Here is a 16,715-nt window from a genome sequence, read left to right on the forward strand (position 1 = left end):
ATACCGTTGCTTGCCCGCTTGGGGCCGGTCGTGATAGGCCGCGAGCCAGATTTCAGACCGACAGGAAGCGGATTTCCGCGGGTATCGCAATCCGCCAAACAGGATCAAGGTGAATGGCTGACGTGAAATATGACGTTCTCGGCATCGGCAACGCGCTGTTCGACGTGCTGGTCAAGACCGACGAGGCCTTTTTGGGCAAGCACGGTATGACCAAGGGCAGCATGTCCCTGATCGACGAGGCGCGGGCCGCCGCCATCTACAAGGACATGGGGCCGGCGACCGAAGTCTCGGGCGGATCTGCCGCCAACACCATCGTCGGCATCGGCAGCCTCGGCGCACGCGCGGCCTATGTCGGCAAGGTCAAGGACGACCAGATCGGCAAGCTCTATGTCCACGACATCCGCGCTGCCGGCGTCGCCTTCAACACGCCCGCTGCGAAGGATGGCCCTGCGACCGGCTGTTCCTACATCCTGGTCACCGATGACGGCGAGCGCACCATGAACACCTATCTCGGTGCCGCGCAGGATTTGTCGCCCGCCGACATCGATCCGGCCGAGATCGCTTCTGCCGGCATCGTCTATCTCGAAGGCTATCTCTGGGACCCCAAGAACGCCAAGGACGCCTTCGTCAAGGCGGCCCAGATCGCGCATGATGCCAAGCGCAAGGTGGCGCTGACGCTGTCGGATTCGTTCTGCGTCGATCGCTATCGCGACGAATTCCTCGGACTGATGCGCAACGGCACCGTCGACATCGTGTTCGCCAACGAATCCGAGCTGCATTCGCTCTACACGACCTCGGACTTCGACACCGCCCTGAAGCAGCTGCGCAACGACGTCAAGCTCGGCGTGGTCACCCGCAGCGAGAAGGGCTGCGTGGTGGTGACGCCGACCGAGGCCGTCGCAGCGCCGGCCTCACCGATCGCGAAGCTGGTGGACACCACCGGTGCCGGTGATCTCTTCGCCGCCGGTTTCCTGTACGGTCTCGCGCGCAACCTTGCGCACAAGCAGTGCGGCGAGCTCGGCGCGCTCGCGGCCGCCGAAGTGATCCAGCACATCGGCGCGCGTCCGCAGGTGTCGCTGAAGGAGCTGGCGCAGCAGCGCGGGTTGACGGTTTAACTCCGCTTTCTCCCCGTCATTGCGAGGAGCGTAGCGACGAAGCAATCCAGACTATCTCCGCAGAGGCAGACTGGATTGCTTCGCTGCGCTCGCAATGACGCCGTACCCTAAGCCGTCTTCGCCGCCTTCAATCCCAGCCGCTGCTCCACCGCATCGCGCATCACGAATTTCTGAATCTTGCCGGTCACGGTCATCGGAAACTCGTCGACGAACTCCACATAGCGCGGGATCTTGTTGTGCGCGATCTGGCCGTCGCAGAACGCGCGAACCTCTTCGGCCGTCAGCGTCTCGCCCGGCCTGACGCGGATCCAGGCGCAGAGCTCCTCGCCATAGCGAGTGTCTGCCACGCCAAAAATCTGCACGTCCTGAATCTTGGGGTGGCGATACAAAAACTCCTCGATCTCGCGCGGATAGAGGTTCTCGCCGCCGCGGATCACCAGATCCTTGATGCGGCCGACGATGTTGCAATAGCCCTCGTCGTCGATGGTGGCGAGATCGCCGGTGTGCATCCAGCCATTGGCATCGAGCACGTCCGCCGTCTTTTCCTTCTCCTCCCAATAGCCCAGCATGATGCTGTAGCCGCGGGTGCAGAGCTCGCCGCGTTCGCCGCGCTTGACGATCCTGCCCTCGAGATCGACGACCTTGACCTCGACATGCGGATGAATCCGCCCGACGGTCGAGACGCGCCGTTCGAGCGGGTCGTCCGTCGCGCTCTGGAAGCTGACCGGACTGGTCTCGGTCATGCCGTAGGCGATGGTGACCTCGCGCATGTTCATCTCGGTGTTGACGCGCTTCATCACCTCGATCGGGCAGGGCGCGCCCGCCATGATGCCGGTGCGCAGCGATGTCAGGTCGAACTTCGGGAAGTCGGGGTGATCGAGCTCCGCGATGAACATCGTCGGCACGCCGTACAGCGCCGTGCACTTTTCCTGCTCGACCGCGCGCAGCGTCGCGAGCGGATCGAAACCCTCGCCGGGATATACCATCGTCGTGCCGAGCGTGACGGAGGCGAGGTTGCCCATCACCATGCCGAAGCAGTGATAGAGCGGCACCGGAATGCAGATGCGATCCTGCTCGGTCAGGTGCATCGCACGTCCGGTGAAATAGCCGTTGTTGAGGATATTGTGGTGCGTCAGCGTCACGCCCTTGGGCGATCCCGTGGTGCCGCTGGTGAACTGGATGTTGACGGGATCGTCGAATTGCAAGGCAGCGCCGAGTGCAGTGAGCTGCTCGCGATGCTGCGCTCCGCCGATGCGCGCGATTTCTTCGAACGGGATCGTGCCCGATGCCGCGGGGCCACCGATCTGGATCACCATCCGCAACTCCGGCAGTCGCGCTGCGTTTAGTTGTCCGGGCTTGGCGCTGGCCAGTTCCGGCAGCAGCGTGTTGAGCATCTCCAAGTAATGACTGGTCTTGAACACGGTCGCCGTGACGATCGCCTTACAGCCGACCTTGCGCAGCGCGAACTCCAACTCGCTCAAGCGGTAGGCGGGATTGATCGTCACCAGGATCAGGCCGGCCTTGGCGGCGGCGAACTGGGTCAGCGTCCATTCCGGCCGGTTCAGCGACCAGATGCCGATCCGCTGCCCCCGCTCGAGGCCGAGCGCGATAAAGCCGGCGGCGAGCGCGTCGACCCGTTCGGCGAATTCGGTCCAGGTCCATCGCACGCCGTGGCTAGGCGAGACCAGCGCCTCGCGATGGCCCCAGCGCCGCACGGCGCGGTCAAGGCTGCGGCCGATGGTTTCGCCGAGCAGCGGCGTGTCCGAGATGCCGCAAACATAGCTGTCGGCTTTGTCAGCCAAATTGTCCACCAAGCTCGTCTCCTCAAAGCTCTTGCCTCGTGCCTGAAGCCGATGGCCTTGGCACGAGGTTATCCATTGCAGCGAAGGCGCGCGACGCCGCGCGCCTCATACTAAGGGGTTAGGCCGCCTTCTTCCCGCTGCCCGCATCGAGCCCGGCATAGACACCACGCTCGAAGCCCGTGAAGGCCTCGATGCACTTGGCGTCGACGAACGGCAACACCTGCATCAGGATCACGCCGGAAACATCGCGCGCCGGGTCGATCCAGAAATAGGTGTTGGCGAGACCGGCCCAGGCGAGGCTGCCGGCGCTGCGGCCCTCCGGCGTCTTGGCAGTATTGATCAGGAAGGACAGCCCCCACTTCTTCACGATGTCGGGGAAGAGATCGACATCGTTGGTGTACATGGGCGCAACCGTCGTCATCTTGCCAATGGTGAGATCGCCGATGTGGTTCTGGCCCATCAGCGCGACCGTCTCGGGCTTCAGCACCTGGTTGCCGTTGCCGCGGCCCTTGTTGAGGATCATCTGGGTGAACTTGATGTAGTCGCCGGCAGTGCCGTAAAGGCCGCCGCCGCCCATGCAAAATTCCGGATTCTGCTCGATCTCGAACGGAATCGGCGCCAGCGATCCATCCTCGCCGCGAGCATGGGTGGCGACCAGCCGCTGGCGCATGTTGTCGGTGATCTTGAAGCCGGTGTCGCTCATACCGAGCGGAGTGAAGAGATTGTCGCGCAGATAGGCATCGAGCCGCTTGCCGCTCACGGCTTCCACTGCCTTGCCGACGAAGTCGATGTTGATGCCGTATTCCCAGCGCGTACCGGGATCAGACATGATCGGCGTCTTCAGCGCGACGTCCTGGCAGGAGAAGATGTTCGGGGTTCCGGTCTTCTCCAGATAGACCGCGAGATCGCCGTTCCACACATTGTAAGCAAAACCGGCGGTGTGGGTCATGAGCTGGCGTAGCGTGATCGCGCCCTTCGCCGGCCGCAGTTTTGGCTCGCCCTTGGCATCAAAACCTTCGAGCACCTGCGGCTTGGCGAGGTCGGGCAGCACCGAACCGATCGGCGCATCCAGCGACAGCTTGCCCTGCTCGACGAGCTGCATCGCGCCCGCTGAAGTCACCGCCTTCGTCATCGAGGCGATCCAGAACACGCTGTCGTCAGTCATCGCATCGGGCTTGGACAGGTCGCGCTTGCCGAACGCGCCTTGATAGATCACGTCGTTGCCGCTGGCGGCGATCGCGACGACGCCGGGAATCTCCTTGGCGTCGCTCTTCTGGCGCAGGATCTCGTCGATCTGGGCTTTGCTTTGCATACGCGTTTCCTCCGGTTTGATTATTGTTGGAAGCGAATGATTGTCCTCCTGCACGGTCCGCGCGGCAAGCGCGTCCAGATGCCCGCGCCGGTCGCGATGTCGTGACTTGACGGTGCGTGGCGTGCGCAGGACGAGAGAGGGCTGAACTGCAACACTCCGTCACAATCTGCGGTGGATGGCCGCAACTCACCGTGACCGTGGATAGGCTCTGGCGATATGTTTCACGTGTTTGAAGCACTTGAAACATTTTGTGCGTTGCGGCGTTTCCGCACGCGGCCAATCGACGGCCAACGTTAAGACTTGATGCAAATATTGGCGGTCGTTCATGACCGCGAGGGGGACCTCAGATGATTTCGACTTGGAGCGAATGGAAGCGCTATCCCCGTCCCGGACGGGGCGACAATCTCGAGGCGCCGATTTCGCCCGGCATTTACGAGGTCCGGATCGCCGGCACCGGCGCGCTCTATTCGTTCGGCGCCGTCGACAATCTGGCGCAGGCGCTGGCGCTGCTTCCTGTGGGCTCGAAATCCTGGTTCGGCCGCCGCGACACCTCCGACGTTCCCGATCTCGAATATCGGACGTGCGCGACGTCCTCGAAGGCCGACGCCAAGGCAGCCGCTGAGCGCATGATCGGCCGGCGCGAGACCTATATGAGCGGCGCGGCATAACCGCGCCGTTGCCACTTTAACTCCCAGCAGATGTGCGTTGCGGGACGGTGCATTGCGCGCCGTCTGTCCCTATATTCGGGGCCGATCCGATCGCGCCCCGAGGAGTAACGCCATGACCCCGACTGCCGCCGCACGCGCCCCGCAAGCCACGTCCAATCTGCGCGACCGGTTGAAGGATCCGTCGTTGCTGAAGGAGGCCTGCTACATCGACGGCGCCTGGGTCGGCTCGCCGGTCTTCGCGGTGAACAATCCTGCGACCGGCATCGAGCTCGCGAAGGTTCCGCAGCTTGGTGCGGACGATACGACCAAGGCGGTCGAAGCCGCCGAGCGCGCCTTTCCGGCCTGGGCCAAGCACACCGCCAAGCAGCGCTCCAACATCCTGCGCAAATGGTTCGAGCTGATCATCGCCAACCGTGAGGATCTCGCGCTGATCCTCACCTCCGAGCAGGGCAAGCCGCTCTCCGAGGCGCTCGGCGAGGTCGATATCGGTGCCGCCTATATCGAATTCTTCGCCGAGGAAGCCCGTCGCGTCTATGGCGAGACCATCCCGACGCAGCGGCCCGATGCGCGCCTGCTCGCGATCAAGCAGCCGATCGGCGTCTGCGGCGCCATCACGCCGTGGAATTTCCCGAACTCGATGATTACCCGCAAGGTTTCGCCGGCGCTGGCGGCCGGCTGCACCGTGGTGCTGAAGCCCGCCAACGAGACGCCGCTCTCGGCGCTGGCGCTGGCCGTGCTCGCCGAGAAGGCCGGCGTGCCCAAGGGCGTGCTCAATATCATCACCGGTGACGCGCCGCCGATCGGCAAGGTGCTGTGCGAGCACCCGGCGGTGCGCTTCGTCGGCTTCACCGGCTCGACCGCGGTCGGCAAGATCCTCTACCAGCAGGCCGCCGTCGGCGTGAAGCGGCTCGGCCTCGAGCTCGGCGGCAATGCGCCGTTCGTGGTGTTCGACGATGCCGATATCGATGCCGCGGTCGAAGGCGCGATCGTCTCGAAATACCGCAACATGGGTCAGACCTGCGTCTGCGCCAACCGCATCTACGCCCAGGACAAGATCTACGACGAGTTCGTGCAGAAGCTCTCGAAGAAGGTCGCGGCGATGAAGATCGGCGATGGTACCGAGAGCGGCGTCACGCAGGGCCCGCTGATCAATTTGAAAGCGGTCGACAAGGTCGAGCGCCACATCGCGGACGCGGTCAAGCGCGGCGCCAAGGTCGTCACCGGCGGCAAGCGCAGTGAGCTCGGACGCTCCTTCTTCGAGCCGACGGTGCTTGCCGACGTCAAGCCGGACTCGCTGGTGGCGCAGGAAGAAACGTTTGGCCCGCTCGCGCCGGTGATCCGCTTCAAGGACGAGGCCGATGTGATCGCGATGTGCAACGCCTCACCGTTTGGCTTGGCTTCGTACTTCTACTCCCGCGATCTCGGCCGCGTCTGGCGCGTCGCCGAAGCGCTGGAATCCGGCATGGTCGGCGTCAACACCGGCCTGATCACGACCGAAGTCGCGCCCTTCGGCGGCGTCAAGGAAAGCGGCCTTGGCCGCGAAGGCTCGCGTCACGGCATGGAAGAATATGTCGAGATCAAATACGTGATGATGGCGGGGGTGTAGGGCCCGCCGCCGATCAGTCCTTGCTTCGACGTAGTTCGCTGGGACTGCGTCCGAGTTCGCGTCGCATCCATTTGGCCAGATGGGACTGATGGGCAAAGCCGGCTGCGAGGGCAACATCGCTTAGCTTGCGATCGCCTTGAAGGAGAAGCTGGCGCGCGTGCTCGACTCTCCTTCTCAGGATGTAGCGATGAATCGTGATATCCATGGCCGCTTTGAACCAGGTCCGCAGATGCGAGCTGCTGACGCCGGCCTCGCGGCTGAGAATGTCGATTGTGAGCGGCTGGTCGAGATTTGCATCGATATAGGCGAGGACTCTCTGGAGCTGCGCGTTCGAGAGGCGGATGGCCTCTCCCGGCGGATCATTCGCCAGGTTGATCAATTCGACCGCCAGGGCCATTCCCACGTTTTCGGCAAACAGCGGCCCGCTCGGCGAGCCCGCTTTCACGTCGCTTTCGAGTGCCTGTCCGAGCAGAACGATACGGTCATTCCGCAGCATATGATGATGCGCGAGCCGGGCGGATGCCAATTGCCGGCTCCTGGATGCTGCGTGGTCCAGCATGCTTGGTGCGAGCCGGATCTGAAGCGACTGGTAGGGCGTCTCCGCAACGAAGCCACCGATCGCGCCCGACGGAACCACATCGATATCGCCGGCCTGACGTAGAAACTGCTCCCCGGTCTCGAGACAGAATGAGCGCGTCGCCCGGCTGAGGTGGATGATGATGCGGTGATCGCCGATCGGCTCCAGCGCAACGGCGTCAGGCTCGGTTCGCCTGGCCGCAGCGGTGGCGCCGGCCGATGTTGACGCCGAACTCGATCTCGCACGCATGGGTCAGGCTCCAGATCTTGGCGGAACGTGTTCGATATTTGGCGGATCGTGCGCGATTTTCAACGGCGCCGGCGTCAAAGAACTCATCTGTCGTTTCCCGACAAATGAGGATGCCAAGTGAGTCACTACGTGATTGTGGGAGCCGGCCCGGTCGGGCGCGAAACCGCGCGCCTTCTGGCGGAAGAAGGGCACAGTGTCATCCTGACCAGCAGGAATGCCGGATCGCTCAATGCCGGCGATGTGCGTACGGTTTCGTCGGATGCCACCGATGCCGCACAGCTGGCGGTACTCAGCAAGGGCGCGGATGCGATCTTCATGTGCGCGATGGCGGCCTATCATCGTTGGCCGACCGACTTCTTTCCGATCATGGACGGAACGGTCAAGGCGGCCGAGCAGGTTGGTGCCAGGCTGCTCGTGGTCGGGAATGTCTATGGCTATGGCGCGGGGGCTGCGAGCCCGCTCACGCCAAACATGGAGCCGGACCCGACCACCCGAAAGGGCACGACCCGGCACATCATGTGGCAGCGTGCGTTGCGATCGAGCGTTCCCGCCCTTGAAGTGCGGGCGAGCGATTATCTCGGCGAGGGCGCAGTCGCCTATTTTTCCCTGCTGGCGTTGCCGTCGCTGCTTAGGAACGAGGCGGTTGCCTTCCTCGGCGATCCGGATGCCGCGCATGCCTGGTCTTTCACCAAGGACACGGCGAAGACGCTGGTTGCGGCGTCGCGCTTCACCGGAGAATGGGGCCGCGCCTTTCACGTGCCGTCGCAGTCGGCGTCGGTGCGCGAACTGGTACGGAGATTCGCAGCCGCACTGAAGATCGACGCTCCTGGCCTGTCGCGACTCGCCCCGGCTGAGCTGGAAGGCATCGGCTTCAGCGAAGGGATCGAGATGGCCTATTTGTTCGAAAAGCCGCTTTTGCTCGATGCCGGCGATACAGAGAAACTGCTGGGCGTCACCGCGAGCAGTCTGGACACGATGGTTCGCGACACACTTTCGCAAGTAGCAGACATGGATGCGACAGAGAAGGAAGCAAAATGAGTGAACAGGTGACCAATCTCGTCCAGAACTACATCGCGGTCTGGAACGAGAGAGATGCCGGGAAGCGCCGGTTGCTGATCGACAGAGTCTTCAGCGACGCGTGCGTCTATATCGATCCGAATGACTCGGTGGCTGGAAAGGACGCGATCGAGCGCCTGGTGCAAGCCTTGCAGGCGAGACTTCCGGATCTCCGCTTCACGCTCGCCGGTCACGTGAACGCGCATCACGATCAGGTCCTGTTCGGCTGGACGCTGGCTGCGCCCGGAGCCGCAACACCTGCCGCCACAGGCGTCGACATGGCGGTGTTGGACGGTGACCGCATTCGGCAGCTTCATGGATTTGTAAATCCGAGGGACCAATAGCGTGTAGCCCGGATTGCGCTCCGCTCGATCCGGGCTACAGGCCCGTCACCGCCGCAACACCGCAATCGTCCGGTTCGCGAACGTCAGCCGCTCGGCCATGACCGACACGAAAAAGGTCAGCAGCTTGTGGCTGAGCGCGGGGTCCTCGTCCCTGATCGCGTCGAACTGGAGCGTGTTGAGCACGTAGAGCACGCTGGCGACCTCGGCCTGGATCGTCGCGCTGCGCGGCGTGTTCGACACCAGTCCCATCTCGCCGATCGTGGTGTAGCGCCCCAGGCTGCGCACGCGCGTGGTGCGGTCGTCGTCGGCGGGGACCATGATGCCGACGCGGCCGTCGAGGATGAAATGCATGGAATCGGCGGGGTCGCCGGCCTGCACGATGATGTCGCCGGCCTCGACCTCGAGGCGCTGGCAGCGGTGGATCAGCGCGTCGGCGTCGGCCTCGCTGTCGAGTATCCCGGTGAACCAGTCGCGCAGGCTGGCTTCTTCCTGCACCCGCCCCTGATGCTGCGAGATGATCTCGTTCTCGCACCATTCCAGCGCATGATCGAGCTCGCCGATGGTGGTGACGCCTTCACCGACGAAGTCGCTGGAGCGCAGCACCTTCTCGGCCGCCGCCGACAGATGCACCAGGATCAGCTCGACGCCGAGGTCATGCGCGCTGCGCTTGATCTGGGCGAAGCTGTAGGCAGCCGAGGAGTCGACGCCGGTGACGAGCTTGAAGTCGAACAGCAGATAACGGCACTCCGGGCGCTCCTGGAGCAGCTGCTTGACGTGCTGGTAGAGCCGGTTGGCGGAGCCGAAGAACAGATAGCTCTGCAAGTTCAGGCCCTGGATGTTGCCGCCATGGGCCAGCAGCACGTCCTGGTCGTCGCGCGAGCGGTCGAGCGAGGAGCGATATTCCGAGCCGTCGAAACTGTATTTGATCGACTCCACCCGTGCGGCGCTGAACGCAAACGTCGCGCAGCCAATGATCACGCCGATCAGGATGCCCGGGACGAAGCCCCAGGCGACGATGATCGCGATGATGGCGATCAGGGAGATATATTCGAGCTTCGAGAGCCGCTTGCGCGACTCGATGATCCATTTGTGGAGTTGGTCGGCGCCGAGATAGAGCAGAAGGCCACCGATGACGAATTTCGGGATGAAACCGAGCAGATCGGGCGCGACGGCAAGCATCAGCAGGGACAGCGCCGCGACCGTAAGGCCGGACAGGCGCCCGCGGCCGCCGCTGGAGAAATTGAGGATCGAACGGCTGATCGAGCTGCACCCGGCATAGCCACCCAGCATGCCGGTCAGGATATTGGCGGCGCCGGTGACGTTCAGCTCGCGCTCCAGATTGGCCTCGCGATGCACGGCAACCTCGATGCCGGTGGTGTTGAACAGCGTGCTTGAGGCCGTGACGAAGATGACGGCAACCACGTTGCCGAGCAGGTCCGGCACGGCAAACCAGGGATAGCGGGCGAGTTCGTCGGTGTGCCAGGGCAGCATGAAGACCGCCTGCGGCGGCGGCTGAAACGTCCAGCCCAGGGCGCGAGCGTGATCGAATGAAACACCGGTGATCCAGAACGCCAGATGCGCCGTGAGCACGCCGCCGACCAGGATGATCGGCAGTCCGAACGGGCTGCGCGAGCGATGCCAGGTCAAGTACAGCACCAGCGCCATCGCGCAGGCGGCGCCCAGCTCCAGCAATGTGGTGCCGTTGGCGAAGTGCGTCAGCGTCGTGAACTGGAGCGGGTGGTTGGTGATCACCCGCACCGCGCCCAGGGCGATGAGAAGCCCGGTGGCGCCGAGGAAGCCGCCGACGACGGGATAGGGCACGTAGCGGATGGCGCGGCCCAGCCGCGTCAGGCCCAATCCGCACAGCACCAATCCTGTCAGCACCGTCGACAGGCCGAGCGTGATCAGAACCGGCGAGAGCAGCGGTGCCGACAGGTTCGCCGTCTCGAGGCGTTCGACCACCGAGGCCGCCAGAATTCCCGTCACCGCCGCGGTCGAGCTGTCGGGAGCACCAACTGCGAAGGGCAGGGAGCTGCCGAGCCCGATGACGATCGCAAGCACCGCGGAACTGACGAACGTCGCCGTGATTCCGTAGGACAGGTAAGGCGAGAGCGGCCCGGCGAAGATCAGCAGCGAATAGGACAGCCCGAAGGTGACGGTCAGGACGCTGGCCGCCGTTCCGCCCAATATATCATTCAACGCACGCTTGAGGGCCGGATTGAATCGCGAAGCCGGGCTGAGAATAATTGCTGGATCGGTCACGCCGTTGCGCTCGCCCCTGAAAAGTCCCGTCCCGAGACGTAGACGAGTACGGGCCTAGCGCAACTGGATTCTTGTAACTGTGAAATATCCGACAGTTTTGCGGTGAGGATCTCCATTCACGACATGTGAATGGTCAACCATATGGTGGACGGAAAAACCGAAGCTTTGGCGCACATTTAGTGTCGTGGCAGAAAGCCGTTCCACGCCCACCGCTGTCATTCCCCGCGAAAGCGGGGAATCCAGTACGCCGCAGCCTCTCCGTATCCCATCGCCGTCTCTGGAATACTGGATCGCCCGGTCGAGCCGGGCGATGACAGTTGAGGGTGTAGCGGACAGCCTCCCCAATCACGTCATTGCAAGCGCAGCGGTGGCGCCGAAGCTAGATCTTCAGCTCTTTCCCCGTCACGCGCCTGTAAGCTTCGAGATAGCGCTTGCTGGTTGCGTCCACGACGCTGGCGGGCAGCGGGGGCGGTGGCGCGTCGCCGTTCCAGCGGCCGGCGTGGCGCTCGACGTCGAGATAATCGCGCAAAGGCTGCTTGTCGAAGCTCGCCTGCGGCTGGCCGGGCTTGTAGGCATCGACCGCCCAGAAGCGCGAAGAATCCGGCGTCATGACTTCGTCGATCAGGATGATACGGCCGTCCTTGTCGCGGCCGAACTCGAACTTGGTGTCGGCGATGATAATGCCCTGCTCGCGGGCGAGCTCCTCGCCGAGCGTATAGACCGCGCGCGTCATGCTCTCGAGCGTGTAGGCGACCTCGTCGCCGACGACTTCTCGCATCTTGGCGATGGTGATGTTCTCGTCATGGCCAGTCTCGGCCTTGGTCGCCGGGCTGAAGATCGAAGGCTCCAGCTTCTCGCTCTCGACGAGGCCCGCCTTCAGCTTCTCGCCGGCCAGCGTGCCGCTGGCGGCATATTCCTTCCAGGCGGAGCCCGAGAGATAGCCGCGGATCACGCATTCGATCGGGAAGACGGTGGTGCGGCGCGACAGCATGGCGCGGCCGAGGATCTCGGCGCGATGCGGCTTCAAGGCCGGCACGGCGGCAATGATCTCGTCGGCGTCGGCGCTGATCATGTGATGCGGCACCACGCCTTCGAGCTCGTTGAACCAGAATGCGCTGATCTGGGTCAGCACCGCGCCCTTCATCGGGATGGTCTCGCCCATCACGACGTCGAAGGCGCTGATGCGGTCGGTGGTGACGAGCAGCAGGCGGTCGTCGTCGACGGCGTAGATATCGCGCACCTTGCCGCGTCCGATCTTGGGCAGGGGCAGGTCGCTGGAGAGCATGGCGGTCATCGGCAGGGCCTTCGCAGACAAGTCCATCGGACAGGAGATTCAGGCCGCACTGGATGGTACGGCCTAAATCGGGATAGCCTATTCCGGCAGCGGAATGAACTCATGTTCCTGCGGAACCGCGGCGAAGCGGCCGGTTTTCCAGTCCTCCTTGGCCTGCTCGATCCGCTCCTTGCTGGAGGAGACGAAATTCCACCAGATGTGGCGCGGGCCTTCCAATGCATCGCCACCGAGAAACATCATGCGCGTCGCTTTCAACGCCTTCACGGTGATGTGGTCGCCGGGCCGGAAGATCAGGAGCCGCGGCCCCTCGTACCGCTCGTTCGCGATCTCGACCTCGCCGTCGACGACGTAGATGGCGCGCTCCTCGTGGTCGGGGTCGAGCGGCACGCTGGCGCCCGCGACCGCCGTGACCTCGGTGTAGAACCAGGGCGACACCATCGTAACCGGCGAGGTGATGCCGAACGCGGAGCCCGCGATCACCCGCGCGGTAAAATCGCGCTCGGAAATCATCGGCAGATCGCCCGCTCCGTAATGCTGGAACGACGGCGCGATCTCCTCGGATCCGGCCGGCAGCGCGATCCAGCTTTGCAGGCCCAGCATCTGCTGGCCCGAGGCGCGCTGCGCGTCCGGGGTGCGCTCGGAATGGGCGATGCCGCGGCCGGCGGTCATCAGATTCATCGCGCCGGGCGCGATCTCCTGGACGTTGCCCTCGCTGTCGCGATGCATGATCGAGCCGTCGAACAGATAGGTGACGGTGGCAAGCCCGATATGCGGATGCGGCCGCACGTCCATGCCCTTGCCGGAGACGAACTGCACCGGGCCGAAATGATCGAAGAAGATGAAGGGCCCGACCATTTGCCGCCTGCCATGCGGGAGCGCGCGCCGCACCACGAACCCGTCGCCGAGGTCGCGGGTGCGTGGCACGATGACGAGATCGAGTGCGTCGCAGGACATGGGATCGCCGAGCACGGGATCGTTCGAGGGTTGCCAGCTCATCTTGGTCTCCTGTTTCTTGCTGGTATGATCGTAACAGAACAATGTCGGGAACGGGAGAAGACCGATGATCCCACCGCTCAAGCCAGGCGCCAGGCTGCTCGAGGTCACGGGCCCCAGAATCGAGACGGAACATTTGATCCTGCGGCCATGGCGAGCGAGCGATATTGCACCGAACGCCGCGATGCTGTCCGATCCCGGCACCGCCCGCTTCATCGCCGCCGACGGCAAGCCGGTCACGACCGAGATTGCCGGCTGGCGTAACGCGGCCGTGATCTCCGGGCACTGGGCGCTCCACGGCTTCGGCATGTTTGCTGTCGAGGAGAAATCGAGCGGCAGCTACATCGGGCGGGTTGGTCCGTGGTGCCCGCCGGGCTGGCCCGGCTTCGAGGTCGGTTGGGGCATCGCCAGGGAATTCCGCGGCAAAGGTTATGCGGTGGAAGCGGCCAGCGCATCGATCGACTGGGTGTTCGACAGCTTTGAGATCGACGAGATCATGCACTGTATCGAGAGCACGAATATGCCGTCGCAGGGCGTGGCGCGCAGCCTGGGAGCCCGGAAGGAGCGCGAGATCGATCTGTTCGGCAAGCCGGCCGACGCCTGGATCACGTCGCGCGCCGCGTGGACCCGGCGAAATTGAATCGGTCTCTGATCTGAACTAGGTTCGCGTCACGCGCGTGCGTGCGCGATCGGGTCGACCGGATGCTGCTTGCCCATCTCGAACTTGCCTTTCGCGCCGGCGCCGTGGCGCTGCTGTTGGTGTTGGCGGCATCGTTGTTCTCGGACTTCCGCAACGTGCTGGCGGCTCGCCTCGGCGCAGCCTTCGCGCTCGGCTCGGCCGCACATGCGGTGAGCTATTCGGTGGGCGTGACGTCGCTGGTGCCGGCCTGGCATGCGCCGCTGATCGCACTGTCGACCGGCAATATCGTGGTGTTCTGGCTGTTCACGCGCGCGCTGTTCGACGACGATTTTCGCTTGCGCTGGTGGCATGGGTTGATTTGGGCTCTGGTGACAGCGTTCAGCTTCGCCGGGTGCGTCTGGATCGCGCCGGGCGGCCATGTGCGGTTCTCCGTCACCGTGGTGAACCTGATCGTGCTCGGCTTCATCGCGCTCGCGGTGGGGCAGACGATCGCCTCGTGGCCGGCCGACCTGGTCGAGCGCCGGCGGCGTGCCCGCGTCTTCATCGTCTGCGCTGCCGCGCTCTATGGCGGGCTGAACGCGCTGCTCCAGATTGCCGTCGCCGGCAGCGACGTCGGCGATGCCGCCAACACCATCAATGCCGGCGTGCTGGCCTGCGTCGTCGCGGCCATCGCCACCGCGATGATGCGTGTCGATGGCGCGGACCTGTTTCCGTCGACGGCGGGCATCACGCCAGCGGTCATTCTGAGCCATCCCACAGCCACCGATGAAGCCGCCGACCAGAAGCTGATCGATGCCCTGATGCGGCTGATGGCGGACGAGCGGATCTATCGCCAGGAGAACATCACCATTGGCGTGCTGGCGGGCCGGCTGAAAATTCCCGAATACCGGCTGCGCCGGCTGATCAACCAGCGGCTCGGCTACCGCAATTTCAATGTGTTCCTGAACAACCACCGGATCGAGGAAGCCAAGGCCGCGCTCGCCGATCCCGCGCAGGCCGAGGTCCCCGTCATCACCATCGCGATGGACGCCGGCTTCCAGTCGCTCGGTCCCTTCAACCGGGCCTTCAAGGCGGTCACGGGCGTGACGCCGACGGAATACCGGCGGCTGAAGGTGAGTGCGGCGTAACGGGCTCTTCGCCTCTCCCCGCTTGCGGGGCGAGGGAGCACGCCGCCGACAGGGTGGCAGTTTCCTCGAAAGTAAGAATTTGAAATAACTGGCTATTTTCATAATCGACCAGCCCGGTTCAGTTTCAGCCAGTCCATTTTCCAAATCCGGCGAGCACTCCTCCGCTCACTCCGGCTTCCTGCCCGGCACGTTCCCCGAAGCCGGAGAAAGCCCGTGACCCGCCGCCGCAAGATCATCCTCTTCACCACCACCGTCGCCTGTATCGGCCTCGCATTCGGCGCGGCTCGCGCGCGCAACGCGCCGCAGGTCGCCACCGGCTTCCTCGCCGACATCCTCTGCGCCGAGACATTTGTCTCCGGCCTCGATCCGCAGCGCACCTTCATCGAGACCACCGACGCGATGCCCGGCTCGGGACTGATCACCTGGGCGATGGACTACCGGATCGACCGGGCGCGCAAGGACGTCACCGTGACGCTGTTCGGCCTCGGCCGCAGCCATGCCGTCTATCGCGAGGGGCTGGGCTGTACGCTGGAGCACGGCGCTGATATCGCCGACGTCGCGCCGCCGGCGGAGGACAAGCAGCCCGCATTGCTCCCCGAGATCGCGGGACCTTCGATCGTGCCGCCGCAAAGCGAGGGGCTATCGGCCGCACTCGATCGCGCCTTCACCGAACCGGCGCAGCCGCCCGCCCGCCGCACCCGCGCCATCGTCGTCATGAAGTCGGGCCGCGTCATCGCCGAGCGCTATGCGGATGGTGTCGGGCCGGAGACGCCGCTGCTCGGCTTCTCCATGACGAAGTCGGTGATCTCGGCGCTAACAGGCATTCTCGTGCGCCAGGGCAAGCTCAAGCTCGACGAGCCCGCGCCGGTTGCCGCGTGGACAAATCCGGACGATCCCCGCCACGCCATCACCGTCGACCAGCTGCTTCGGCACACCGCGGGCCTCGCGCTCGGCAGCTCGCTGCAGGCTTCGCTCGGCTCCGCCTTCGAACCGGTCAATCGCATGAAATTCATCGAGGACGACATGGCCGCCTATGCTTCGAGCATGCCGCTTGCGACCGCGCCGGGCACGGTGTGGAATTATCACGACGGCAACACCATCATGCTCGCGCACCTGATCCGCAACGCCGCCGGCGGCACCCCCGCGGACGCGCTGCGCTTCGCGCGCCGTGAATTGTTCGCGCCGCTCGGCATGCGCCATGTCACGCTCCAGCTCGACGGCGCCGGCACGATCGAGGGATCGAGCGAGATGCTGGCCTCCGCGCGCGACTGGACGCGCTTCGGTCAGCTCTATCTCAATGACGGCGTCGCCGGCGGCAAGCGTATCCTCCCCGAGGGCTGGGTGAATTACGCGGCGTCAGCCACGCCGAATGCCTGGGTCGGCATCGGCGCCGGCTTCTGGACCAACCAGGGCGACAGTTTCGGCGCGAATTTCCGCGTGGAGCACGGCTGGCCGCGCGATGCCTTCTTCGCCAAGGGCACGATCGGGCAGTACACGATCGTGATCCCGTCGGAGCGTCTGGTGATCGTGCGGCTGGGACGCTCGCCGAACTGGCCGCCGGAAGCGGACGGCGTGTTCGATCTGGTGCGGGATGTCGTGGCAGCCACGCGCGAGAAGGGGAAAATGGCGGGGGTGGATTGATGACAGCAGCGGAGCGCGGTCTCTTCTTC

The 16,715-nt window shown here is 64.4% G+C and carries 14 protein-coding genes; 8 read left to right on the plus strand and 6 right to left on the minus strand.

Annotated elements, in window-relative coordinates; translation table 11 throughout:
• Window positions 1–113: 113 nt before the first annotated feature.
• Window positions 114–1,115, plus strand: coding sequence for an adenosine kinase (locus CT676_RS05170; RefSeq protein WP_085405059.1), 1,002 nt, complete (start codon window positions 114–116; stop codon window positions 1,113–1,115).
• 107 nt (window positions 1,116–1,222) lie between these two features.
• Here CT676_RS05170 and CT676_RS05175 read toward each other — a convergent pair whose 3' ends face one another.
• Together CT676_RS05175 and CT676_RS05180 are read right to left on the minus strand one after the other, a co-directional pair.
• Complete coding sequence (locus tag CT676_RS05175) at window positions 1,223–2,917, minus strand: AMP-binding protein (protein WP_085405112.1); 1,695 nt, start codon at window positions 2,915–2,917, stop codon at window positions 1,223–1,225.
• A gap of 118 nt (window positions 2,918–3,035) precedes the next feature.
• Window positions 3,036–4,229, minus strand: coding sequence for a serine hydrolase domain-containing protein (locus tag CT676_RS05180; RefSeq protein WP_071908942.1), 1,194 nt, complete (start codon window positions 4,227–4,229; stop codon window positions 3,036–3,038).
• Between the two features lie 347 nt (window positions 4,230–4,576).
• Between CT676_RS05180 and CT676_RS05185 the strand changes: the two genes are divergently transcribed.
• Both CT676_RS05185 and CT676_RS05190 read left to right on the plus strand, forming a co-directional pair.
• Window positions 4,577–4,897 (plus strand): hypothetical protein, encoded by a 321-nt coding sequence (locus CT676_RS05185; RefSeq protein WP_028150598.1) that lies wholly within the window; start codon window positions 4,577–4,579, stop codon window positions 4,895–4,897.
• Between the two features lie 112 nt (window positions 4,898–5,009).
• Window positions 5,010–6,503 (plus strand): NAD-dependent succinate-semialdehyde dehydrogenase, encoded by a 1,494-nt coding sequence (locus CT676_RS05190; RefSeq protein ID WP_071908943.1) that lies wholly within the window; start codon window positions 5,010–5,012, stop codon window positions 6,501–6,503.
• 13 nt (window positions 6,504–6,516) lie between these two features.
• Here the strand turns inward: CT676_RS05190 and CT676_RS05195 are convergent, their stop codons facing one another.
• Complete coding sequence (locus CT676_RS05195) at window positions 6,517–7,329, minus strand: AraC family transcriptional regulator (RefSeq protein WP_085405060.1); 813 nt, start codon at window positions 7,327–7,329, stop codon at window positions 6,517–6,519.
• A gap of 117 nt (window positions 7,330–7,446) precedes the next feature.
• Here CT676_RS05195 and CT676_RS05200 point away from each other — a divergent pair, with 117 nt between their 5' ends.
• Both CT676_RS05200 and CT676_RS05205 read left to right on the plus strand, forming a co-directional pair.
• A complete protein-coding gene (locus CT676_RS05200) occupies window positions 7,447–8,367 on the plus strand; it encodes an NAD(P)H-binding protein (RefSeq protein ID WP_085405061.1) in 921 nt (306 codons plus the stop codon).
• Window positions 8,368–8,375: 8 nt separating this feature from the next.
• Window positions 8,376–8,729, plus strand: a complete 354-nt coding sequence (locus tag CT676_RS05205) for a nuclear transport factor 2 family protein (RefSeq protein ID WP_167767947.1) — start codon at window positions 8,376–8,378, stop codon at window positions 8,727–8,729.
• A 45-nt stretch (window positions 8,730–8,774) separates the two neighbouring features.
• On the opposite strand, the gene CT676_RS05210 is transcribed toward CT676_RS05205, so the two are convergent.
• The 3 genes from CT676_RS05210 to CT676_RS05225 form a co-directional block, all read right to left on the minus strand.
• Entirely contained in the window at window positions 8,775–10,991 is a 2,217-nt protein-coding gene (locus CT676_RS05210; protein WP_135214077.1) for a SulP family inorganic anion transporter, read from the minus strand.
• Between the two features lie 379 nt (window positions 10,992–11,370).
• Window positions 11,371–12,285, minus strand: a complete 915-nt coding sequence (locus CT676_RS05220) for a phosphoribosylaminoimidazolesuccinocarboxamide synthase (protein ID WP_085405113.1) — start codon at window positions 12,283–12,285, stop codon at window positions 11,371–11,373.
• Window positions 12,286–12,363: 78 nt separating this feature from the next.
• Window positions 12,364–13,281 carry a pirin family protein gene (locus CT676_RS05225; protein WP_085405114.1) on the minus strand — a complete coding sequence of 306 codons (918 nt, stop codon included), beginning with the start codon at window positions 13,279–13,281 and terminating at the stop codon, window positions 12,364–12,366.
• Window positions 13,282–13,345: 64 nt separating this feature from the next.
• Between CT676_RS05225 and CT676_RS05230 the strand changes: the two genes are divergently transcribed.
• The 3 genes from CT676_RS05230 to CT676_RS05240 all read left to right on the plus strand — a co-directional run bounded on the left by CT676_RS05230 (window position 13,346) and on the right by CT676_RS05240 (window position 16,686).
• A complete protein-coding gene (locus tag CT676_RS05230) occupies window positions 13,346–13,918 on the plus strand; it encodes a GNAT family N-acetyltransferase (RefSeq protein WP_135214078.1) in 573 nt (190 codons plus the stop codon).
• 62 nt (window positions 13,919–13,980) lie between these two features.
• A complete protein-coding gene (locus CT676_RS05235) occupies window positions 13,981–15,045 on the plus strand; it encodes a helix-turn-helix domain-containing protein (RefSeq protein WP_085405115.1) in 1,065 nt (354 codons plus the stop codon).
• A gap of 213 nt (window positions 15,046–15,258) precedes the next feature.
• Window positions 15,259–16,686: a serine hydrolase gene (locus CT676_RS05240; RefSeq protein WP_135214079.1), complete on the plus strand. Its 1,428-nt coding sequence runs from the start codon at window positions 15,259–15,261 to the stop codon at window positions 16,684–16,686.
• Window positions 16,687–16,715 lie beyond the last annotated feature (29 nt).

It is taken from the genome of Bradyrhizobium sp. MOS001 (assembly GCF_004634465.1).
In the GTDB taxonomy this organism is placed as follows: domain Bacteria; phylum Pseudomonadota; class Alphaproteobacteria; order Rhizobiales; family Xanthobacteraceae; genus Bradyrhizobium; species Bradyrhizobium barranii.